Source organism: Leifsonia sp. 2TAF2 (assembly GCF_052115085.1).
Lineage (GTDB): Bacteria > Actinomycetota > Actinomycetes > Actinomycetales > Microbacteriaceae > Leifsonia.
In genome coordinates this window covers 758,385-776,712 of record NZ_JBFRFY010000001.1, presented here as the reverse complement: position 1 = coordinate 776,712, position 18,328 = coordinate 758,385, and the positions used below count along the sequence as shown (strand labels likewise).

Genomic DNA, 18,328 nt, shown 5'->3' with positions numbered 1-18,328 from the left:
GCCTGCGGCGTACGCGAAGAGAATTAGACGCGACGGCGCTTCGGCGGGCGGCAGCCGTTGTGCGCCTGCGGGGTGACGTCGTTGATCGAGCCCACCTCGAGGCCGGCGGCCTGAAGCGAGCGGATCGCGGTCTCACGACCCGATCCGGGGCCCTTGACGAAGACGTCGACCTTCTTCATGCCGTGCTCCTGCGCCTGACGCGCAGCCGACTCGGCCGCGAGCTGCGCCGCGAACGGGGTCGACTTGCGGGAGCCCTTGAAACCGACGCCGCCGGACGAAGCCCAGCTGATGACTGCACCGGTGGTGTCGGTGATCGAGACGATGGTGTTGTTGAACGTGCTCTTGATGTGGGCCTGGCCCACAGCGATGTTCTTCTTTTCTTTCTTACGCGGCTTACGAGCGGCCGACTTGGGTGCTGCCATTTCTTCTCCTGAATCCTAAGAGCGTGAGCCCGCGGGCCTTAGCGCGCCTTCTTCTTGCCGGCCACGGTGCGCTTCGGACCCTTGCGGGTACGAGCGTTCGTCTTGGTGCGCTGGCCGCGGACCGGGAGGCCCTTGCGGTGGCGGATACCCTCGTAGCTGCCGATCTCGACCTTGCGACGGATGTCGGCGGCGACCTCGCGGCGGAGGTCACCCTCGACCTTGAAGCTTCCCTCGATGAAGTCGCGAAGGGCGACGAGCTGCTCGTCGGTCAGGTCCTTGACGCGGATGTCGCCGGAGATCCCGGTCTCGCGCAAGGTCTGCAGCGCACGAGTGCGCCCGACGCCGTAGATGTAGGTGAGTGCGACCTCCACGCGCTTTTCGCGCGGGATGTCGACGCCTGCTAGACGTGCCATGTGTTGGCTTCTCCTGTATTGAGTGGAGGTCTTCAGCAGTCCCGGTGCCCCGGCCTCCTCCGGGGGTGTCCCCCGCCTCCCTGTCAGGGAGATGGGTTCTGGGATTGCCTTCTTGTTATTCGGTTACGCGTTCTCCGCGATCAACCCTGGCGCTGCTTGTGGCGCGGGTTCTCGCAGATGACCATGACCCGGCCGTTGCGACGGATGACCTTGCACTTGTCGCAGATCCTCTTGACGGAGGGGTTCACCTTCATGAGTGTTTCTTTACCTTTGTTCGCTGTCCTCGTACCTCGCCGGGGGCAACCCGATGGCGAGGCCGTTACTTACAGCAGACCCTTACTTGTAGCGGTAGACGATCCGGCCGCGTGTCAGATCGTAGGGGCTCAGCTCTACGATCACGCGGTCCTCGGGGAGGATGCGGATGTAGTGCTGGCGCATCTTGCCGGAGATATGGGCAAGAACCTTGTGACCGTTCGTCAGCTCGACGCGGAACATCGCGTTGGGGAGAGCTTCGATCACGGATCCTTCGATCTCGATGACACCGTCTTTTTTGGCCATAGCCTCACTGTCGCTAAAAGTCGTGGTTTGCTGGTCGTGCGTTACTGGCGGAAGACACGGAGAAAACGCGCCTAAGACACCAAGGATCTATCTTATGGGAAAGGGCGCGTCTTCGCCAATCGGAGTGTATGATCCTCCGCCGCTCTGGGCGAACACCGCCGTCAGCGCGCCGATCACGGGATCGGCACCGGCGTGACGCCGAACGGAGCGAGGCCTTCCGCCCCGCCGTCCTGCGCGGTCAGGACCCAGATGCCGTCCGCGTGGACGGCGACGCTGTGCTCCCAGTGGGCGGCGGCGGAGCCGTCCTCGGTCGCGACGGTCCAGCCGTCGTCCTTCACGTATGTCTCCTGCGAACCGCGGACCACCATCGGCTCGATGGCGACCACGAGCCCCGGGCGCACCTCCGGACCCTTGGCGCGGACGCTGTAGTTGAAGACCGGTGGCTCCTCGTGCATCCGGCGGCCGATGCCGTGTCCGATGTAGTCGGTGAGGATGCCGAAGTCGCCCCGCGAAAGAATGTACTCCTCGATCGCGTCGCCGACCTCGTTGAGGTAGCGGGCCGACGCGAGCGTCGCGATCCCGCGCCACAGCGACTGCTCGGTCACGTCCGAGAGCAGCTGCCGGTCGGCGACCCGCTCGGGGTGGGCGGGGTCGGGCAGCACGAACGTGCGCGCCGCATCCCCGTTCCAGCCGCCCAGGATGGCCCCGCTGTCGACCGACAGGATGTCGCCCGGCTCGAGGATGCGCCGGCCGGGGATGCCGTGGACGACCTCGTCGTTCACCGACGCGCAGATCGTGTGGTGGTAGCCGGGCTCCAGCGTGAAGTTCGAAGCGCCGCCCGCCTCGACGATCGCCCGCTCGGCGAGGACGTCGAGTTCGAGGGTCGAGACCCCTGGGGCCACCGCGGCCGCGACGGCGTCGAGGGACGCCGCCGTCGCCCGCCCGGGCGCGACCATGTCGCGCAACTGGGAGGGCGTCTTGTAGATGGACCGCTTGAATACCACTATGCGACGGATTCGCCGGCCGAGGCGCCGGCGACGGGGTGGATACCGCGCTCGGTCAGAGCGGACGTGATGCGCTCGGCGACCTCGTCCATCCCGCCCAGACCATCGACCGGGACGAGGAGTCCGCGGTCGCGGTACACCTCGATGAGCGGCGACGTCTCGCGCAGGTAGACCTGCTGGCGGTGACGGATGGCTTCTTCGGAGTCGTCAGCACGGCCCTGCTCCTGCGCGCGCTTGGTGAGCCGCTGGACGATCTCGTCCTGGTCGGCCGTCAGCTGGATGACCGCATCCAGCTTCTGTCCCTTACCGGCCAACAGCTGGTCGAGGTAGTCGACCTGGGCGAGCGTGCGCGGGTAGCCGTCGAGCAGGAAGCCGTTCTTCGCGTCGTCCTCGTCGAGGCGGGCAGCCACGAGCTCGTTCGTCAAGGTGTCCGGGACATAGTCCCCCGCATCGACGATCGCCTTGACCTGCACGCCGAGGGGAGTCTCGTTCTTGATGTTCGCGCGGAAGATGTCGCCGGTGGAGATGTCGGGGATCCCGTACGTGGAGGTGATGCGGGAGGCCTGAGTGCCCTTGCCCGCTCCGGGGGGACCGACGATCAGCATTCGGCTCAACGCAGAAGCCCTTCGTAATGCCGCTGCTGGAGCTGAGAGTCGATCTGCTTGACCGTCTCCAGCCCGACACCGACGATGATCAGGATGGACGTACCGCCGAACATGAAGTTCTGGCTTGCGCCGATCAACGCGAATGCGACAAGGGGTATCAGCGCGATGATGCCCAGATAGAAGGAACCGGGCAGGGTGACCCGCGTGAGCACGTAGTCGAGGTACTCGGCCGTCGGGCGGCCCGCGCGGATGCCGGGGATGAAGCCGCCGTACTTCTTCATGTTGTCTGCGACCTCCTCCGGGTTGAAGGTGATCGCCACGTAGAAGTAGGTGAACCCGACGATCAGGAGGAAGTAGAGCAGCATGTAGAGCGGGTGGTCGCCCTTGGTCAGGTAGTTCGTGATCCAGGTCACCCAGGGGGCAGGGGCCTTGCCCGCGGCCGGCTGGTTGAACTGCGCGATCAGGGCAGGCAGGTACAGCAGCGACGACGCGAAGATGACGGGCACGACGCCGGCCATGTTCACCTTGATCGGGATGTAGGTGTTGTTGCCGCCGTAGGTGCGGCGCCCGACCATTCGTTTGGCGTACTGCACGGGGATGCGCCGCTGCGACTGCTCGACGAAGACCACGCCCATGACGATGAGCAATCCGATCGCGATCACGACCAGCAGGATCTCGATGCCCTGCGACTGCCCGACGGCCCAGAGGGAGGACGGGAACTGCGCGGCGATGGAGGTGAAGATGAGGAGCGACATGCCGTTGCCGATGCCGCGCTCGGTCACGAGCTCGCCCATCCACATGATGAGGCCGGTGCCGGCGGTCATGGTGATGACCATGAGCATGATCGCGTACCACGAGTCATCCGTGATGAGCTGCGTGCACTGAGAGACAGCGGTGGTGCCGAAGAGCGCACCGCTACGGGCGACGGTGATCAGGGTCGTCGACTGGAGGACGCCCAGCGCGATCGTGAGGTAGCGCGTGTACTGCGTCAGCTTGGCCTGACCGGCCTGGCCCTCCTTGTAGAGGGTCTCGAAGCGCGGGATGACCACGCGCAGCAGCTGCACGATGATCGACGCGGTGATGTACGGCATGATGCCGAGCGCGAAGATCGAGAGTTTGAGGAGCGCGCCGCCGGAGAACAGGTTCACCAGCGAGTACAGGCCGGACGTGTCCTGGTTCGCGTTCAGACAGGTTTGGACGTTGCCGAAATCGACGAACGGCGCGGGGATGAAAGACCCCAGACGGAACAGGGCGATGATGCCCAGCGTGAAGAAGATCTTCCGGCGAAGATCCGGGGTGCGGAAGATCCGCCCAACGGCGCTAAACAATGCTGCGTCCTGCTTTCGTAAGAGTCAGTCGGGTGGCCGGTCTCCCGGCCACCCGACTGAACTGCTCGACGGGTGGCTACTTGACGGAACCACCAGCGGCGACGATCTTCTGCTCGGCAGAGCCGGAGACCTTGTCGACCGCAACGATCAGCTTAACCGCAATGTCCCCGTTGCCGAGAACCTTGACCTTTTCGTTCTTGCGAACGGCTCCCTTGGAGACGAGGTCCGCGACGGTGACGTCACCGCCGGACGGGTACAGCTCGGCGAGCTTCTCCAGGTTCACGACCTGGTACTCGACCCGGAACGGGTTCTTGAAGCCGCGCAGCTTCGGCGCACGCATGTGCATCGGAAGCTGGCCGCCCTGGAAGCCCGGACGGACCTGGTAGCGCGCCTTGGTGCCCTTGGTACCACGGCCGGCCGTCTTACCCTTGGAACCTTCACCGCGTCCGACGCGGGTCTTGTCCTTCTTGGATCCGGCGGCTGGGCGCAGGTGGTGCACCTTGAGGACCTGCTCGCGGGGCTCCGCGACATCCTTCTTGGCCGAAGCCTTGGAGGACGCCTTGGGCGCCACGGTCTCGTCCTTCGAGGAGGCGGCGGCCTTGTCGGCGGAGGCCGAAGCCGTCGCCTTCTTGGCCGGAGCCTTCTTCGTGGTGCTCTTCTCAGAGGTCGCCTTGTCGGCGGCCTTCGTGCTCGCGGCCTTGGTCGCGGGCTTCTTGGCGGCCGGCTTCTCAGCGGCCTCGGTGGTGGCCTTCTCTTCAGCCATTAGTCAATCTCCTCGACCTTCACCAGGTGGGCGACGGTGTTGACGTACCCACGGTTCTGCGGGTTGTCCTCGCGGACGACGACGTCACCGATGCGCTTCAGACCCAGACTGCGCAGCGTGTCGCGCTGGTTCTGCTTCTCGCTCACTTTCGACTTGATCTGCGTGATCTTCAGACGCGCAGCCATCAGGAACCTGCCTTAGCGGTCGCGGCGGCCTCGGCCAGCGCTGCCTCGGTGCGAAGCAGGCGCGCCGGGGCGACCTGGTCGTAGTCGAGGCCGCGGCGGGCAGCCACGGCACGGGGCTCCTCGAGCTGCTTCAGCGCCTCGACGGTCGCGTGCACGATGTTGATCGTGTTCGACGAGCCGAGCGACTTGCTCAGGACGTCGTGGATCCCGGCGCACTCCAGCACGGCGCGGACCGGACCACCGGCGATAACACCGGTACCGGCAGCAGCCGGACGCAGGAGGACCACACCGGCGGCGGCCTCACCCTGCACGGGGTGCGGGATGGTGTTGCCGACGCGCGGGACGCGGAAGAAGTTCTTCTTCGCCTCCTCGACGCCCTTCGAGATCGCCAGCGGCACCTCGCGGGCCTTGCCGTAGCCGACGCCCACCAGACCGTTGCCGTCGCCGACGACCACGAGAGCGGTGAAGCTGAAGCGACGACCACCCTTCACGACCTTCGAGACGCGGTTGATGGTGACGACGCGCTCCAGGAACTGGCTCTTGTCGGCGTCACGGCTGCCACGGTCGCGGTTGGGGTTGCGCTCGCGGCCACCACGGCGCGGCTCGCGCTCGGTCCGGGTGTTGTTGTCGGTGCCCGCAGCGGTCTCGACCGGCTGCGCGCTGTCCGTTACCTGATCGGCCACGGTCTGCTCCTTGTTGTTCTCGTCGCTCACAGGTTCAGTCCACCCTCTCGAGCGCCCTCGGCGACAGCGGCGACGCGACCCGCGTACTTGCTGCCTCCACGGTCGAACACGACGGCCTCGATACCGGCGCTCTTCGCGCGCTCGGCGACGAGCTCTCCGACCTTGCGGGCCTTGGCGGTCTTGTCACCGTCGAAGGTGCGCAGGTCCGCTTCCATGGTCGACGCGGAGGCCAGCGTGTGACCCTGCGCGTCGTCGACGACCTGCACGAAGACGTGACGGGCCGAACGGTTCACGACCAGGCGCGGGCGAGCCGCGGTGCCCTCGATCTTCTTGCGAAGGCGGGTGTGACGGCGGTCGCGAGCGGCCGCCTTGCTCTTTCCTCTGGTACCCAGAGCCATGATTACTTACCAGCCTTTCCGGCCTTGCGACGAACGACCTCGCCGGCGTAGCGCACGCCCTTGCCCTTGTACGGCTCGGGCTTGCGGATCTTGCGGATGTTCGCGGCGACCTCGCCCACGGCCTGCTTGTCGATGCCGGCCACGGTCACGCGGTTGTTGCCCTCGACCGTGAACGTGATGCCGGCCGGCGGCTCGACGGTCACCGGGTGCGAGAAGCCGAGCGCGAACTCGATGGCCGCACCCTTCTGGGCGACGCGGTAACCGGTACCGACGATCTCCAGGCCCTTGGAGTAGCCCTGGGTGACGCCGATGATCTGGTTGTTGATGAGCGTGCGGGTCAGGCCGTGCAGCGAACGCGATGCGCGCTCGTCGTCCGGACGGGTCACCAGAACCTGGTTCTCCTCCAGCTTGACCTCGATCGGGTTCGCGACGGTGAGGCTCAGCTCACCCTTCGGGCCCTTCACGGTGACGGCCTGGCCGTCGATCTTCACATCGACCCCGGTCGGGATGTCGATGGGCAGTCTTCCAATACGCGACATGGCGGCTTACCACACGTAGGCGAGGACTTCCCCACCCACGCCCTTCTTCTCAGCCTGACGGTCCGTGAGCAGACCGGAGGAGGTGGACAGGATGGCGACGCCGAGCCCGCCGAGCACCTTGGGGAGCTCCGTGGACTTCGCGTAGACGCGAAGGCCGGGCTTCGACACGCGCTTGATACCGGCGATGGAACGCTCGCGGTTCGGTCCGAACTTGAGCTGCAGGGTCAGCGTCTTGCCGACGCGTGCGTCGGTGACGTCCCAACCGGCGATGTACCCCTCGTTGGTGAGGATGTCGGCGATGTGGGCCTTGAGCTTCGAGTGCGGCATCGACACGGTGTCGTGGTGAGCCGAGTTCGCGTTGCGCAGTCTGGTCAGCATGTCTGCGACCGGATCTGTCATGGTCATTGCGATTTTCCTTACATACACCAGGTTTCGTTCAGCCGTTACACGACTGACGACCTGTGGTGGAAGCGGGCCGGCCGGGTCGGCCGGCCCGCGGTGGGCCTAGTTGGCCGCGTCGTTGGAACGGAACGGGAAGCCGAGCTGCTTGAGCAGCGCGCGGCCCTCGTCGTCGTTCTTGGCGGTGGTCACCACAGTGATGTCCATACCGCGGACGCGGTCGATGCGGTCCTGGTTGATCTCGTGGAACATCGACTGCTCCGTGAGACCGAACGTGTAGTTGCCGTTCCCGTCGAACTGCTTGTCGCTGAGGCCGCGGAAGTCGCGGATACGCGGAAGCGCGAGCGAGAGGAGGCGGTCGAGGAACTCCCACATCCGGTCGCCGCGCAGCGTGACATGCGCGCCGATCGGCTGACCCTCGCGCAGCTTGAACTGCGCGATGGACTTGCGGGCCTTGGTGACCTGCGGCTTCTGGCCGGTGATCAGAGTGAGGTCGTTGACCGCACCGTCGATCACCTTGCCGTCGCGGGCCGCCTCGCCGACACCCATGTTGACGACGATCTTCACGAGACCGGGCACCTGGTGCACGTTCGTGAAGCCGAAGTCACCCTGGAGCTGCTGGGAGATCTCGGTCTTGTACTTCTGCTTCAGGCGCGGCTGGATTTTGCCAGCAGCGGTTGCAGTGTCGGTCATTACAGGTCCTTACCAGACTTCTTGGCGTAACGAACGCGGACCGTCTTGGTGACGCCGTCCTTCGTGACACTCTCTTCGCGGAAGCCGACGCGGGTCGGCTTCTTGGTCTCGGGGTCGACCAGGGCCACGTTCGAGACGTGGATCGAAGCCTCGTGGGTCTCGATGCCGCCGGTCTTCGTGCCACGCTGCGTCTGGCCGACGCGCACGTGCTTGGTCACGAAGTTGACGCCCTCGACGATCACGCGGTTCTGTTCGACCAGAACCTCGATCACGCGACCCTGCTTGCCACGGTCACCACCGCGGGCCTGCGAGCGGCCCGAGATGACCTGGACCAGGTCGCCCTTCTTGATGTTCGCCATGGGTTACAGCACCTCCGGTGCGAGCGAGATGATCTTCATGAACTTCTTGTCGCGGAGCTCGCGGCCGACCGGTCCGAAGATACGAGTGCCGCGGGGGTCACCGTCGTTCTTCAGGATGACGGCAGCGTTCTCGTCGAACTTGATGTAGGAGCCGTCCGGGCGGCGGGTATTCTTGCGAACACGCACGACGACCGCCTTGACGACGTCGCCCTTCTTGACGTTCCCACCCGGGATCGCATCCTTGACCGTGGCGACGATGACATCGCCGAGGCCGGCGTACCGACGGCTGGAGCCGCCGAGCACGCGGATCGTGAGGAGCTCCTTGGCGCCGGTGTTGTCGGCGACCTTGAGTCGGGATTCCTGCTGGATCACTTGGCCTTCTCCAGAATCTCAACCAGGCGCCAGCGCTTGCTGGCGCTCAGGGGACGGGTCTCGTTGATGAGAACGAGGTCGCCGATGCCGGCGGTGTTGTTCTCATCGTGCGCCTTCACCTTGGAGGTGCGGCGGATGACCTTGCCGTACAGGGGGTGCTTCACGCGGTCCTCGACCTCGACGACGATGGTCTTATCCATCTTGTCGCTGACGACGTAACCGCGACGGGCCTTGCGGTACCCGCGGACGAGGGCCTCGTCGGCCGCCGACTCCGCGGCCGCGGCCTTGGTGGTCTCAGCCATTACTTGGCCTCCTCATTCGTGGTGTCGGCCTCGGCCTCGGCTGCCGGGGCAGCCTTCTTGGCGCGGGCCTTCTTCTCAGCCTTCGGCGCGGCCTCGGTCACAACCGGGGTCGCCCGGATCCCGAGCTCGCGCTCACGGATCACGGTGTAGATACGGGCGATGTCGCGCTTCACGGCGCGCAGGCGGCCGTGGCTCTCGAGCTGACCGGTGGCCGACTGGAAGCGCAGGTTGAACAGCTCTTCCTTGGCCTTCTTCAGCTCGTCGACGAGTCGCTCGTCTTCGAAAGTGTCGAGCTCGCTCGAGGCAAGCTCCTTGGATCCGATCGCCATTACGCGTCGCCCTCCTCGCGCTTGATGATGCGTGCCTTGAGGGGCAGCTTGTGGATTGCACGGGTCATGGCCTCGCGAGCGAGCTGCTCGGAGACGCCGGAGACCTCGAAGAGGACTCGACCCGGCTTGACGTTGGCGACCCACCACTCCGGCGAACCCTTACCGGAACCCATTCGGGTCTCGGCCGGCTTCTTCGTGAGCGGACGGTCGGGGTAGATGTTGATCCACACCTTGCCGCCACGCTTGATGTGACGCGTCATGGCGATACGAGCGGACTCGATCTGACGGTTGGTCACGTAAGCGGGCGTCAGGGCCTGGATGCCGAACTCGCCGAAGGAGACCTTCGTGCCACCGGTCGCCTGGCCGCTACGGCCGGGGTGGTGCTGCTTGCGGTGCTTGACTCTGCGTGGGATCAACATGGTTATGCCTCAACTCCTGCTGCGGCCGGCGCGTTCGAGGACTCGGGGGCGTTGCCCCGGCCACCGCGACGCGGACGGTCGTTGCGCTCGCGCGACGGCTTCTGGTTAGCCTGCTCGCGAGCCAGTTCCTTGTTCGTGATGTCGCCCTTGTAGATCCACACCTTGACACCGATGCGACCGAAGGTGGTCTTGGCCTCGTAGAAGCCGTAGTCGATGTTGGCGCGGAGCGTGTGCAGCGGCACACGACCCTCGCGGTAGAACTCGGAGCGGCTCATCTCGGCGCCGCCGAGACGGCCGGACACCTGGATGCGGACACCCTTGGCGCCGGCGCGCTGCGCGCCCTGCAGACCCTTGCGCATCGCGCGGCGGAAGGCCACGCGGGCGGCGAGCTGCTCGGCGATGCCCTGAGCGACGAGCTGGGCGTCGGCCTCGGGGTTCTTCACCTCGAGGATGTTCAGCTGGATCTGCTTGCCCGAGAGCTTCTCGAGGTCGGCGCGGATGCGCTCGGCCTCGGCGCCACGACGACCGATCACGATGCCCGGGCGGGCGGTGTGGATGTCGACGCGGACGCGGTCACGGGTGCGCTCGATCTCGATACGGGACACGCCCGCGCGGTCGAGCGACGTCTTCAGCAGCGTGCGGATCTTGACGTCCTCAGCGAGGTAGTCGCTGTAACGCTGACCCGGCTTGGTGCTGTCCGAGAACCACCGCGACACATGGTCGGTGGTGATGCCCAGACGGAAGCCGTACGGATTGACTTTCTGACCCATTACTTGCTCGCCTTCTTGCTGACGGGGGCGGCCTCGGCCTCATCCGGCGTCGTCAGGACGACGGTGATGTGGCTGGTGCGCTTGTTGATGCGGAAGGCCCGACCCTGTGCACGCGGCTGGAACCGCTTGAGGGTGGTCCCCTCATCCACGAAGGCGCGGCTCACGTACAGGTCCTGCTCGTCCAGGTAGGTGTTGCTCTGGTCGGCCTTGACTCGCGCGTTGGCGATGGCCGAGGCGACGAGCTTGTATACCGGCTCGCTCGCACTCTGGGGGGCGAACTTCAGGATGGCCAGGGCCTCCTGAGCTTGCTTGCCGCGGATCATGTTGACGACGCGGCGGGCCTTCATGGGGGTAACGCGGATGTGTCGCACTCGGGCGATCGACTCCACCATTTCTCTCCTCCTTACGCCACCGCGGTCAGCGGCGGCGACCCTTCTTGTCGTCCTTCACGTGTCCACGGAAGGTGCGGGTCGGCGCGAACTCGCCGAGCTTGTGACCGACCATGGTCTCGGTGACGAACACCGGGATGTGCTTGCGACCGTCGTGCACCGCGATGGTGTGACCCAGCATGGCCGGGACGATCATCGAGCGGCGCGACCAGGTCTTGATCACGTTCTTGCTGTTGGCCTCGTTCGCGGCGACCACCTTGCGAAACAGGTGCTCGTCGACGAAGGGGCCCTTCTTGAGACTGCGTGGCATCTTCTCGAACTCCTACTTACGCTTCTTGCCGGCGTTACGACGGCGGACGATGAGCTTGTCGCTTTCCTTGTTGGGGTGGCGCGTGCGGCCTTCCTTCTGACCCCACGGGCTGACCGGGTGGCGACCACCGGAGGTCTTGCCCTCACCACCACCGTGCGGGTGGTCGATCGGGTTCATGGCGACACCGCGGACGGTCGGGCGGACGCCCTTCCAGCGCATACGGCCGGCCTTGCCCCAGTTGATGTTCGACTGCTCGGCGTTGCCGACCTCGCCGACGGTCGCGCGGCAGCGCGCGTCGACGTTGCGGACCTCGCCCGAGGGGAGGCGCAGCTGGGCGTAGGGGCCGTCCTTCGCGACGAGGCGGACCGAGGATCCGGCCGATCGGGCGATCTTCGCGCCGCCGCCCGGCTTCAGCTCGATCGCGTGCACGACGGTACCGGTCGGGATGTTGCGCAGCGGCAGGTTGTTGCCCGGCTTGATGTCCGAACCGGCGCCCGACTCGACGACGTCGCCCTGCTTCAGGCCGGCGGGCGCCAGGATGTAGCGCTTGGTGCCGTCCACGAAGTGCAGCAGCGCGATGCGCGCCGTGCGGTTGGGGTCGTACTCGATGTGGGCGACCTTGGCGTTGACGCCGTCCTTGTCGTTGCGACGGAAGTCGATCACGCGGTACTGGCGCTTGTGGCCACCACCGATGTGACGGGTCGTGATGCGGCCCTGGTTGTTGCGGCCACCGGTCTTCGACAGCGGACGGAGAAGGGACTTCTCCGGCGTCGAGCGGGTGATCTCGGCGAAGTCTGCGACCGAGGAGCCGCGACGACCGGGGGTCGTGGGCTTGTAATTACGAATAGCCATGTCTGTCTTCCTCTAGTCCTTCGCTCAGCCGACGGCCGTGAAGATGTCGATGGAACCGGACTTCAGCGTCACGATCGCACGCTTGGTGTCCTTGCGCTTGCCCTGACCGAACTTGGTGCGACGGGTCTTGCCCTGACGGTTCAGGGTGTTCACCGACGCGACCTCGACCTTGAAGATCGACTCGATGGCGAGCTTGATCTCGGTCTTGTTCGAACGCGTGTCGACGAGGAAGGTGTACTTGCCCTCGTCGATCAGGCCGTAGCTCTTCTCGGAGACGACCGGGGCGATGATGACGTCGCGCGGGTCCTTGTTGACGGCGGCCATTACGCGTTCACCTCTTCCTTGTTCTTGCTTGCGATGAACGCCTCGAGGGCGGCCTGCGAGAAGACGATGTCGTCGCTCACCAGGACGTCGTACGCGTTCAGCTGGTCCTGGGTCAGGACGTGCACGGTGGGGACGTTACGGACGCTCTTGAAGGCCAGCTCGTCATCGCGCTCGATCACGACGAGGACGTGCTTCGAGGTCGCGATGCCGCTCAGCAGGTCGACGACGGCCTTGGTCGAGGGCGCGTCACCAGTGGTGAAGGCCTGGACGGCGTGGATGCGAGCGCCACGGGCGCGGTCCGAGAGAGCACCGAGCAGAGCAGCGGCGATCATCTTCTTCGGGGTCCGCTGGGCGTAGCTGCGGGGCGTCGGGCCGTGCACGATGCCACCACCGGTCATCTGAGGAGCGCGGATCGAGCCCTGACGAGCGCGACCGGTGCCCTTCTGCTTGAACGGCTTGCGGCCGGCGCCGGAGACCTCGCCACGACCCTTGGTCTTGTGGGTGCCCTGGCGCGCTGCGGCGAGCTGGGCGGTCACGACCTGGTGGATCAGCGGGATGTTGGTCTGAACGTCGAACAGGGCCTCGGGAAGCTCGATGGAGCCGGCCTTCTTGCCCTTGAGGTCGACGACGTCAATCGAGGTAGCCATCTACTTAGGCCCCCTTCACTGCGTTGCGGACGAAAACGATGCGGCCACGGGCGCCGGGAACGGCTCCCTTGACCAGCAGCAGGCCCTTCTCGGCGTCGATGCCCTGAACGGTGAGGTTCAGGACCGTGACGCGCTCGCCACCCATACGACCGGCCATGCGCATGCCCTTGAAGACACGGCTCGGGGTCGAGGAGGCGCCGATGGAACCCGGCTTGCGGTGGTTGCGGTGCGCACCGTGCGAAGCGGAGACGCCCTGGAAGTTGTGGCGCTTCATCACACCGGCGAAGCCCTTACCCTTCGACGTACCGACGACGTCGACCCGCTGGCCGATTTCGAAGGTGGCGTCGACGGTGAGCTCCTGACCGGCCGCGTACTCGGCGGCGTCGGAGGTGCGGACCTCGGTGAGGTGACGGCGCGGCGTGACGCCGGCCTTGTCGAAGTGGCCGGCGGACGGCTTGTTGACCTTGCGCGGGTCGATCTGGCCGTAGGCGATCTGGACGGCGTTGTAGCCGTCGGCCTCGGGGGTACGGACCTGGGTCACGACGTTCGGCGTGATCTCGATGACGGTCACGGGGACGAGCTTGTTGTTCTCATCCCAGACCTGGGTCATGCCGAGCTTCTTGCCGAGGAGGCCCTTGGAGGTCTTGCCCGACACGGCTGCGCTGTTGGAGTTAGGCATAGTGGCATTCCCCCTTAGAGCTTGATCTCGATGTTGACGTCGGCGGGCAGGTCGAGACGCATGAGCGAGTCGACGGCCTTCGGCGTCGGGTCGATGATGTCGATCAGCCGCTTGTGCGTGCGCATCTCGAAGTGCTCGCGGCTGTCCTTGTACTTGTGGGGCGAACGGATGACGACCACCACGTTCTTCTCGGTGGGAAGCGGCACCGGGCCGACGACGGTCGCGCCGGCACGGGTCACCGTGTCGACGATCTTGCGCGCCGAGGAGTCGATGACCTCGTGGTCATACGACTTAAGCCGAATGCGGATCTTCTGTCCCGCCATGTCTGACTCTCTCTCTTGTTATGGCGTCGTACGAGACGGCTCGTGGAGAGCCGTTCTTCGCATTGGACGCGGTGCGACGTACGCGTGGGGAACGCCACTATTCTTCTGTCAACTCCTCGACCGGACCTTTCGAGGCACAGGGGTAGCCCCTGACTTCTGAGGTGATCGAATTGAGCGTGTTCTGCTGCCTGCGGCCTAACCAACGACCCGCCGGTCTCGCTAGGGACCCGTGCGGTGGGCTATGCACTGCCTGGCAGTGATCCGGTTCGCGAGCGCACAGGCGCACACGTTCCGAAATGTTGAACTAGACAAGTTTGCCAGATCGCGGCCAATGCTGCAACCCGGGCGTGTCGCGCCCGCGTGTCGCGCCATCCCGAGCATCCGGCGAGTGGTGAGTCTTTGCTCTTTTTCCAGGCGACTCGTGACGAGATGTCACCACTCGGCAGAGGGGCTGACACAAGAGAGCGGGGCCGGCGTTGCCGGCCCCGCTCGAGTGGCGCCTCGCGCCGCCACTCAGCTGAATGTTCCACGACCGCTAGGCGGCCCCCGAACTTCCGTTACGAGAATCTGTCAGCGGCGTGGGCTGGTTTGCGAGGCTGTGGGAATCCATAGGCGCTCCTCTCATCGACGGAACCGTCCGGATGAAACGGTGCGTCAATTCTGCGACGCCCTGCTCGGTACGTAAACCCCCTGGAGAGGACTGCCAGGAACGCGAAAGAGGGCCGGGCCCGAAGGCCCGACCCTCTTGCGAGTGAGTCGCGAAGGACTTACTTGTTGATCTTGGTCACCGTACCGGCGCCAACGGTGCGGCCACCCTCACGGATGGCGAAGCCGAGGCCCTCCTCCATGGCGATCGGCTGGATCAGCTCGACCGACATGTCGGTGGTGTCGCCGGGCATGACCATCTCGGTGCCCTCGGGCAGCGAGATGACGCCGGTGACGTCGGTGGTACGGAAGTAGAACTGCGGGCGGTAGTTCGTGTAGAAGGGGTTGTGACGGCCACCCTCATCCTTGGACAGGATGTAGGCGGTGCCCTCGAAGTTGGTGTGAGGGGTCACAGAACCCGGCTTCGCCACGACCTGGCCGCGCTCCACGTCCTCGCGCTTGGTGCCACGGAGGAGCAGACCACAGTTCTCGCCGGCCCAGGCCTCATCGAGCTGCTTGTGGAACATCTCGATACCGGTGACCGTGGTCTTCTGCGTCGGGCGGATGCCGACGATCTCGACCTCGGAGTTGATGGCGAGGGTTCCGCGCTCGGCGCGACCGGTGACGACGGTGCCACGACCAGTGATCGTGAAGACGTCCTCGATCGGCATCAGGAACGGCTTGTCCTTGTCGCGAACCGGGTCCGGGATGGAGTCGTCCACGGCCTCCATGAGGTCGAGGATGGACTGGGTCCACTTCTCGTCGCCCTCGAGAGCCTTGAGGCCCGAGACGCGGATGACCGGGGCGTTGTCGCCGTCGAAGTCCTGGCTGGAGAGCAGCTCGCGGACCTCGAGCTCGACGAGCTCCAGGATCTCCTCGTCGTCGACCATGTCGGACTTGTTCAGCGCCACGAGCAGGTACGGCACGCCGACCTGCTTGGCGAGCAGAACGTGCTCACGGGTCTGAGCCATCGGGCCGTCGGTGGCGGCGACCACGAGGATCGCGCCGTCCATCTGAGCCGCACCGGTGATCATGTTCTTGATGTAGTCGGCGTGACCCGGGGCGTCAACGTGCGCGTAGTGGCGCTTCGGCGTCTCGTACTCCACGTGGGAGATGTTGATCGTGATACCGCGCTGACGCTCTTCCGGAGCCGAGTCGATCGACGCGAAGTCGCGCTGCACGTTGGTCGCCGAGGGGTACTTGTCAGCAAGCACCTTGGAGATCGCCGCGGTGAGCGTGGTCTTGCCGTGGTCGACGTGACCGATGGTTCCGATGTTGACGTGCGGCTTAGTCCGCTCGAACTTGGCCTTAGCCACTGTGGGTCCTCCTCAGGACTCTCGTGCACATCCCCCGGTCGATGGATTTCGACCGGTGGGATCTGCGGATTGGTTTCTTATGTTACGGGATGTTGCCTGGGGTGAGTGACCGAGGTCACTCGCCCTTGCTCTTCTGGACGATCTCGTCGGCCACAGCCTTCGGGACCTCCGCGTAGCTGTCGAACTGCATCGAGTACACCGCGCGGCCCGAGGTCTTGGACCGCAGGTCTCCGATGTAGCCGAACATCTCCGACAGCGGGACGTTCGCGCGAACGACCTTGACGCCACTCGCGTCCTCCATGGACTGGATCTGTCCACGACGGGAGTTCAGGTCGCCGATGACATCGCCCATGTACTCCTCCGGCGTACGCACCTCGACCGCCATGAGCGGCTCGAGGAGCACCGGGTTCGCCTTACGAGCAGCCTCCTTGTAGGCCATCGAGCCGGCGATCTTGAACGCCATCTCCGAGGAGTCGACGTCGTGCGCTGCACCATCGAGGAGCGTCGCCTTGACGCCCACCGTCGGGAAGCCGGCGAGGACGCCGACCTGCATCGCGTCCTGGATGCCCGCGTCCACCGAGGGGATGTACTCGCGCGGCACGCGACCGCCGGAGACGGCGTTCACGAACTCGTACGAGGTCTCCGGGGTGACCTCGATCGGCTCCAGGCTGATCTGCACCTTTGCGAACTGACCGGATCCACCGGTCTGCTTCTTGTGGGTGTAGTCGTACTTCTCGACCGTGCGGCGGATCGTCTCGCGGTAGGCCACCTGGGGCTTGCCGACGTTCGCCTCGACGTTGAACTCGCGCTTCATGCGGTCGACGAGGATGTCGAGGTGGAGCTCGCCCATGCCCTTGATGACGGTCTGGCCGGTCTCCTGGTTCTGCTCGGTGCGGAACGTCGGGTCCTCTTCGGCCAGCTTCTGGATCGCGGTGCCCAGCTTCTCCTGGTCGGCCTTGGTCTTCGGCTCGATGGCGACCTCGATCACGGGCTCCGGGAAGGTCATCGACTCGAGCACGACCTGGTTGTCCGGGTCGCTCAGGGTGTCACCGGTGGTGGTGTCCTTGAGGCCGATCACCGCGTAGATGTTGCCCGCGGTGACGGAGTCGACGGGGATCTCCTTGTTGGCGTGCATCTGGAAGATCTTGCCGATGCGCTCCTTCTTGCCCTTGGTCGAGTTGATGACCTGGGCACCGGAGTCGAGACGGCCCGAGTAGACGCGCACGTAGGTGAGGCGACCGAAGAACGGGTGGACGGCGACCTTGAAGGCCAGCGCCGAGAACGGCTCGGTGGCGTCGGCGTGACGCAGGATGACCTGCTCCTCGTCGCGCGGGTTGTGCGCCTCGATGGCGGGCACGTCGAGCGGCGACGGGAGGTAGTCGATCACGGCGTCGAGCATCGGCTGGACACCGCGGTTCTTGAACGCGGAACCGCAGAGGACCGGGTAGATCTCGTTGTTCACGGTCAGCTTGCGAATAGCTGCCTTGATCTCGGGGATCGTGATCTCTTCGCCCGCGAAGAACTTCTCGAGGAGCGCGTCGTCGGTCTCGGCGACGGTCTCGAGCAGACGGTTGCGGTAGTCCGCGGCCTTCTCCTGAAGGTCGGCCGGGATCTCCTGGACCTCGTACTTGGCGCCCATGGTGACATCACCCTTGGAGTCGCCCGGCCAGACCAGCGCGCGCATCTCGACCAGGTCGACGACGCCGACGAAGTCGGACTCGGAACCGATCGGGAGCTGCATCACCAGCGGCTTGGCGCCGAGGCGGGACACGATGGTGTCGACCGTGAAGTAGAAGTCGGCGCCGAGCTTGTCCATCTTGTTGACGAAGCAGATGCGCGGGACGACGTACTTGTCGGCCTGACGCCACACGGTCTCCGACTGGGGCTCAACGCCCTCCTTCGCGTCGAACACGGCGACGGCGCCGTCGAGGACGCGGAGCGAACGCTCCACCTCGACGGTGAAGTCGACGTGACCGGGCGTGTCGATGATGTTGATCTGGTTCTTGTTCCAGAAACAGGTGACGGCCGCGGACGTGATGGTGATGCCGCGCTCCTTCTCCTGCTCCATCCAGTCGGTGGTCGAGGCGCCGTCGTGCGTCTCGCCGATCTTGTGGTTGACGCCCGTGTAGAACAGGATGCGCTCGGTCGTGGTGGTCTTGCCGGCATCGATGTGGGCCATGATGCCGATGTTGCGGACCTTGTTCAGGTCAGTGAGCACGTCCTGTGCCACAGGGTTCCTCCGAAAAATAGAAAGTGGAAGGTGTGCCGTCCGGGCGCGGCACCTCTGAGAAGTGCAACGCCC

Annotated in this window: 29 protein-coding genes; all 29 read right to left on the bottom strand. The window is 65.4% G+C overall.

The features are described 5' to 3' along the window. Positions 1 to 23 precede the first annotated feature (23 nt). The gene (gene rpsK, locus AB4Z18_RS03760) at positions 24 to 422 is read right to left on the bottom strand and encodes a 30S ribosomal protein S11 (protein WP_018191944.1); all 399 of its coding nucleotides are present in this window, start codon (positions 420 to 422) and stop codon (positions 24 to 26) included. A gap of 38 nt (positions 423 to 460) precedes the next feature. Next, a complete protein-coding gene (rpsM, locus tag AB4Z18_RS03755) occupies positions 461 to 835 on the bottom strand; it encodes a 30S ribosomal protein S13 (protein WP_441781359.1) in 375 nt (124 codons plus the stop codon). Between the two features lie 140 nt (positions 836 to 975). Further along, on the bottom strand, positions 976 to 1,089 hold the full coding sequence (rpmJ, locus tag AB4Z18_RS03750) for a 50S ribosomal protein L36 (RefSeq protein WP_018191946.1): 114 nt from the start codon (positions 1,087 to 1,089) through the stop codon (positions 976 to 978). Between the two features lie 82 nt (positions 1,090 to 1,171). Next, complete coding sequence (infA, locus tag AB4Z18_RS03745) at positions 1,172 to 1,393, bottom strand: translation initiation factor IF-1 (RefSeq protein WP_011186713.1); 222 nt, start codon at positions 1,391 to 1,393, stop codon at positions 1,172 to 1,174. Positions 1,394 to 1,566: 173 nt separating this feature from the next. Next, complete coding sequence (map, locus tag AB4Z18_RS03740) at positions 1,567 to 2,397, bottom strand: type I methionyl aminopeptidase (RefSeq protein WP_441781358.1); 831 nt, start codon at positions 2,395 to 2,397, stop codon at positions 1,567 to 1,569. After that, positions 2,397 to 3,011, bottom strand: coding sequence for an adenylate kinase (locus tag AB4Z18_RS03735; RefSeq protein WP_441781357.1), 615 nt, complete (start codon positions 3,009 to 3,011; stop codon positions 2,397 to 2,399). Before AB4Z18_RS03735 ends, map begins: the two co-directional genes overlap by 1 nt. Continuing rightward, positions 3,008 to 4,330 (bottom strand): preprotein translocase subunit SecY, encoded by a 1,323-nt coding sequence (gene secY, locus AB4Z18_RS03730; protein ID WP_441781356.1) that lies wholly within the window; start codon positions 4,328 to 4,330, stop codon positions 3,008 to 3,010. The genes AB4Z18_RS03735 and secY overlap by 4 nt, the downstream gene beginning before the upstream one ends. Positions 4,331 to 4,406: 76 nt before the next feature. Continuing rightward, on the bottom strand, positions 4,407 to 5,093 hold the full coding sequence (rplO, locus tag AB4Z18_RS03725) for a 50S ribosomal protein L15 (RefSeq protein ID WP_441781355.1): 687 nt from the start codon (positions 5,091 to 5,093) through the stop codon (positions 4,407 to 4,409). Beyond that, positions 5,093 to 5,278 (bottom strand): 50S ribosomal protein L30, encoded by a 186-nt coding sequence (gene rpmD, locus AB4Z18_RS03720; protein ID WP_064109770.1) that lies wholly within the window; start codon positions 5,276 to 5,278, stop codon positions 5,093 to 5,095. The genes rplO and rpmD overlap by 1 nt, the downstream gene beginning before the upstream one ends. After that, on the bottom strand, positions 5,278 to 5,991 hold the full coding sequence (gene rpsE, locus AB4Z18_RS03715; RefSeq protein ID WP_441781354.1) for a 30S ribosomal protein S5: 714 nt from the start codon (positions 5,989 to 5,991) through the stop codon (positions 5,278 to 5,280). Before rpsE ends, rpmD begins: the two co-directional genes overlap by 1 nt. After that, positions 5,988 to 6,359, bottom strand: a complete 372-nt coding sequence (rplR, locus tag AB4Z18_RS03710) for a 50S ribosomal protein L18 (protein ID WP_441781353.1) — start codon at positions 6,357 to 6,359, stop codon at positions 5,988 to 5,990. The genes rpsE and rplR overlap by 4 nt, the downstream gene beginning before the upstream one ends. 2 nt (positions 6,360 to 6,361) lie before the next feature. Then, entirely contained in the window at positions 6,362 to 6,898 is a 537-nt protein-coding gene (gene rplF / locus AB4Z18_RS03705; RefSeq protein ID WP_441781352.1) for a 50S ribosomal protein L6, read from the bottom strand. 6 nt (positions 6,899 to 6,904) lie between these two features. Further along, the gene (rpsH, locus tag AB4Z18_RS03700; RefSeq protein WP_441781351.1) at positions 6,905 to 7,303 is read right to left on the bottom strand and encodes a 30S ribosomal protein S8; all 399 of its coding nucleotides are present in this window, start codon (positions 7,301 to 7,303) and stop codon (positions 6,905 to 6,907) included. Positions 7,304 to 7,402: 99 nt separating this feature from the next. After that, a complete protein-coding gene (gene rplE / locus AB4Z18_RS03695) occupies positions 7,403 to 7,990 on the bottom strand; it encodes a 50S ribosomal protein L5 (RefSeq protein ID WP_441781350.1) in 588 nt (195 codons plus the stop codon). Next, positions 7,990 to 8,349: a 50S ribosomal protein L24 gene (gene rplX / locus AB4Z18_RS03690; RefSeq protein ID WP_374009690.1), complete on the bottom strand. Its 360-nt coding sequence runs from the start codon at positions 8,347 to 8,349 to the stop codon at positions 7,990 to 7,992. The genes rplE and rplX overlap by 1 nt, the downstream gene beginning before the upstream one ends. A 3-nt stretch (positions 8,350 to 8,352) precedes the next feature. Then, positions 8,353 to 8,721 (bottom strand): 50S ribosomal protein L14, encoded by a 369-nt coding sequence (gene rplN / locus AB4Z18_RS03685; RefSeq protein ID WP_021759574.1) that lies wholly within the window; start codon positions 8,719 to 8,721, stop codon positions 8,353 to 8,355. After that, positions 8,718 to 9,023 (bottom strand): 30S ribosomal protein S17, encoded by a 306-nt coding sequence (gene rpsQ, locus AB4Z18_RS03680; protein ID WP_018191959.1) that lies wholly within the window; start codon positions 9,021 to 9,023, stop codon positions 8,718 to 8,720. The genes rplN and rpsQ overlap by 4 nt, the downstream gene beginning before the upstream one ends. Beyond that, positions 9,023 to 9,352 carry a 50S ribosomal protein L29 gene (rpmC, locus tag AB4Z18_RS03675; protein WP_441781349.1) on the bottom strand — a complete coding sequence of 110 codons (330 nt, stop codon included), beginning with the start codon at positions 9,350 to 9,352 and terminating at the stop codon, positions 9,023 to 9,025. Before rpmC ends, rpsQ begins: the two co-directional genes overlap by 1 nt. Beyond that, positions 9,352 to 9,771 carry a 50S ribosomal protein L16 gene (rplP, locus tag AB4Z18_RS03670; RefSeq protein ID WP_018191961.1) on the bottom strand — a complete coding sequence of 140 codons (420 nt, stop codon included), beginning with the start codon at positions 9,769 to 9,771 and terminating at the stop codon, positions 9,352 to 9,354. Before rplP ends, rpmC begins: the two co-directional genes overlap by 1 nt. A gap of 2 nt (positions 9,772 to 9,773) precedes the next feature. Next, positions 9,774 to 10,541, bottom strand: coding sequence for a 30S ribosomal protein S3 (gene rpsC / locus AB4Z18_RS03665; RefSeq protein ID WP_441781348.1), 768 nt, complete (start codon positions 10,539 to 10,541; stop codon positions 9,774 to 9,776). Further along, positions 10,541 to 10,933 (bottom strand): 50S ribosomal protein L22, encoded by a 393-nt coding sequence (gene rplV / locus AB4Z18_RS03660; RefSeq protein ID WP_441781347.1) that lies wholly within the window; start codon positions 10,931 to 10,933, stop codon positions 10,541 to 10,543. The genes rpsC and rplV overlap by 1 nt, the downstream gene beginning before the upstream one ends. Positions 10,934 to 10,958: 25 nt before the next feature. Next, the gene (gene rpsS, locus AB4Z18_RS03655) at positions 10,959 to 11,240 is read right to left on the bottom strand and encodes a 30S ribosomal protein S19 (RefSeq protein ID WP_018191964.1); all 282 of its coding nucleotides are present in this window, start codon (positions 11,238 to 11,240) and stop codon (positions 10,959 to 10,961) included. Between the two features lie 12 nt (positions 11,241 to 11,252). Beyond that, positions 11,253 to 12,092, bottom strand: coding sequence for a 50S ribosomal protein L2 (gene rplB / locus AB4Z18_RS03650; RefSeq protein ID WP_441781346.1), 840 nt, complete (start codon positions 12,090 to 12,092; stop codon positions 11,253 to 11,255). A 24-nt stretch (positions 12,093 to 12,116) separates the two neighbouring features. Continuing rightward, on the bottom strand, positions 12,117 to 12,416 hold the full coding sequence (gene rplW, locus AB4Z18_RS03645) for a 50S ribosomal protein L23 (protein WP_441781345.1): 300 nt from the start codon (positions 12,414 to 12,416) through the stop codon (positions 12,117 to 12,119). Next, complete coding sequence (gene rplD, locus AB4Z18_RS03640) at positions 12,416 to 13,063, bottom strand: 50S ribosomal protein L4 (RefSeq protein ID WP_441781344.1); 648 nt, start codon at positions 13,061 to 13,063, stop codon at positions 12,416 to 12,418. Before rplD ends, rplW begins: the two co-directional genes overlap by 1 nt. A gap of 4 nt (positions 13,064 to 13,067) precedes the next feature. Beyond that, positions 13,068 to 13,742, bottom strand: coding sequence for a 50S ribosomal protein L3 (gene rplC, locus AB4Z18_RS03635; protein ID WP_441781343.1), 675 nt, complete (start codon positions 13,740 to 13,742; stop codon positions 13,068 to 13,070). A gap of 14 nt (positions 13,743 to 13,756) precedes the next feature. Next, positions 13,757 to 14,065: a 30S ribosomal protein S10 gene (gene rpsJ, locus AB4Z18_RS03630; RefSeq protein WP_441781342.1), complete on the bottom strand. Its 309-nt coding sequence runs from the start codon at positions 14,063 to 14,065 to the stop codon at positions 13,757 to 13,759. A 767-nt stretch (positions 14,066 to 14,832) separates the two neighbouring features. Beyond that, positions 14,833 to 16,026, bottom strand: a complete 1,194-nt coding sequence (gene tuf, locus AB4Z18_RS03625; RefSeq protein ID WP_441781341.1) for an elongation factor Tu — start codon at positions 16,024 to 16,026, stop codon at positions 14,833 to 14,835. A 115-nt stretch (positions 16,027 to 16,141) separates the two neighbouring features. After that, the gene (fusA, locus tag AB4Z18_RS03620) at positions 16,142 to 18,256 is read right to left on the bottom strand and encodes an elongation factor G (protein WP_441781340.1); all 2,115 of its coding nucleotides are present in this window, start codon (positions 18,254 to 18,256) and stop codon (positions 16,142 to 16,144) included. Between the last annotated feature and the right edge of the window lie 72 nt (positions 18,257 to 18,328).

What these genes read in the sequence shown, in the direction of transcription:
- rpsK (WP_018191944.1), bottom strand. Translation starts at nt 422, where the DNA reads ATGGCAGCACCCAAGTCGGCCGCTCGTAAGCCGCGTAAGAAAGAAAAG.
- rpsM (WP_441781359.1), bottom strand. Translation starts at nt 835, where the DNA reads ATGGCACGTCTAGCAGGCGTCGACATCCCGCGCGAAAAGCGCGTGGAG.
- rpmJ (WP_018191946.1), bottom strand. Translation starts at nt 1,089, where the DNA reads ATGAAGGTGAACCCCTCCGTCAAGAGGATCTGCGACAAGTGCAAGGTC.
- infA (WP_011186713.1), bottom strand. Translation starts at nt 1,393, where the DNA reads ATGGCCAAAAAAGACGGTGTCATCGAGATCGAAGGATCCGTGATCGAA.
- rplO (WP_441781355.1), bottom strand. Translation starts at nt 5,093, where the DNA reads ATGGCTGAAGAGAAGGCCACCACCGAGGCCGCTGAGAAGCCGGCCGCC.
- rpmD (WP_064109770.1), bottom strand. Translation starts at nt 5,278, where the DNA reads ATGGCTGCGCGTCTGAAGATCACGCAGATCAAGTCGAAAGTGAGCGAG.
- rplR (WP_441781353.1), bottom strand. Translation starts at nt 6,359, where the DNA reads ATGGCTCTGGGTACCAGAGGAAAGAGCAAGGCGGCCGCTCGCGACCGC.
- rplF (WP_441781352.1), bottom strand. Translation starts at nt 6,898, where the DNA reads ATGTCGCGTATTGGAAGACTGCCCATCGACATCCCGACCGGGGTCGAT.
- rpsH (WP_441781351.1), bottom strand. Translation starts at nt 7,303, where the DNA reads ATGACCATGACAGATCCGGTCGCAGACATGCTGACCAGACTGCGCAAC.
- rplE (WP_441781350.1), bottom strand. Translation starts at nt 7,990, where the DNA reads ATGACCGACACTGCAACCGCTGCTGGCAAAATCCAGCCGCGCCTGAAG.
- rplX (WP_374009690.1), bottom strand. Translation starts at nt 8,349, where the DNA reads ATGGCGAACATCAAGAAGGGCGACCTGGTCCAGGTCATCTCGGGCCGC.
- rpsQ (WP_018191959.1), bottom strand. Translation starts at nt 9,023, where the DNA reads ATGGCTGAGACCACCAAGGCCGCGGCCGCGGAGTCGGCGGCCGACGAG.
- rpmC (WP_441781349.1), bottom strand. Translation starts at nt 9,352, where the DNA reads ATGGCGATCGGATCCAAGGAGCTTGCCTCGAGCGAGCTCGACACTTTC.
- rplP (WP_018191961.1), bottom strand. Translation starts at nt 9,771, where the DNA reads ATGTTGATCCCACGCAGAGTCAAGCACCGCAAGCAGCACCACCCCGGC.
- rpsC (WP_441781348.1), bottom strand. Translation starts at nt 10,541, where the DNA reads ATGGGTCAGAAAGTCAATCCGTACGGCTTCCGTCTGGGCATCACCACC.
- rplV (WP_441781347.1), bottom strand. Translation starts at nt 10,933, where the DNA reads ATGGTGGAGTCGATCGCCCGAGTGCGACACATCCGCGTTACCCCCATG.
- rpsS (WP_018191964.1), bottom strand. Translation starts at nt 11,240, where the DNA reads ATGCCACGCAGTCTCAAGAAGGGCCCCTTCGTCGACGAGCACCTGTTT.
- rplB (WP_441781346.1), bottom strand. Translation starts at nt 12,092, where the DNA reads ATGGCTATTCGTAATTACAAGCCCACGACCCCCGGTCGTCGCGGCTCC.
- rplW (WP_441781345.1), bottom strand. Translation starts at nt 12,416, where the DNA reads ATGGCCGCCGTCAACAAGGACCCGCGCGACGTCATCATCGCCCCGGTC.
- rplD (WP_441781344.1), bottom strand. Translation starts at nt 13,063, where the DNA reads ATGGCTACCTCGATTGACGTCGTCGACCTCAAGGGCAAGAAGGCCGGC.
- rplC (WP_441781343.1), bottom strand. Translation starts at nt 13,742, where the DNA reads ATGCCTAACTCCAACAGCGCAGCCGTGTCGGGCAAGACCTCCAAGGGC.
- rpsJ (WP_441781342.1), bottom strand. Translation starts at nt 14,065, where the DNA reads ATGGCGGGACAGAAGATCCGCATTCGGCTTAAGTCGTATGACCACGAG.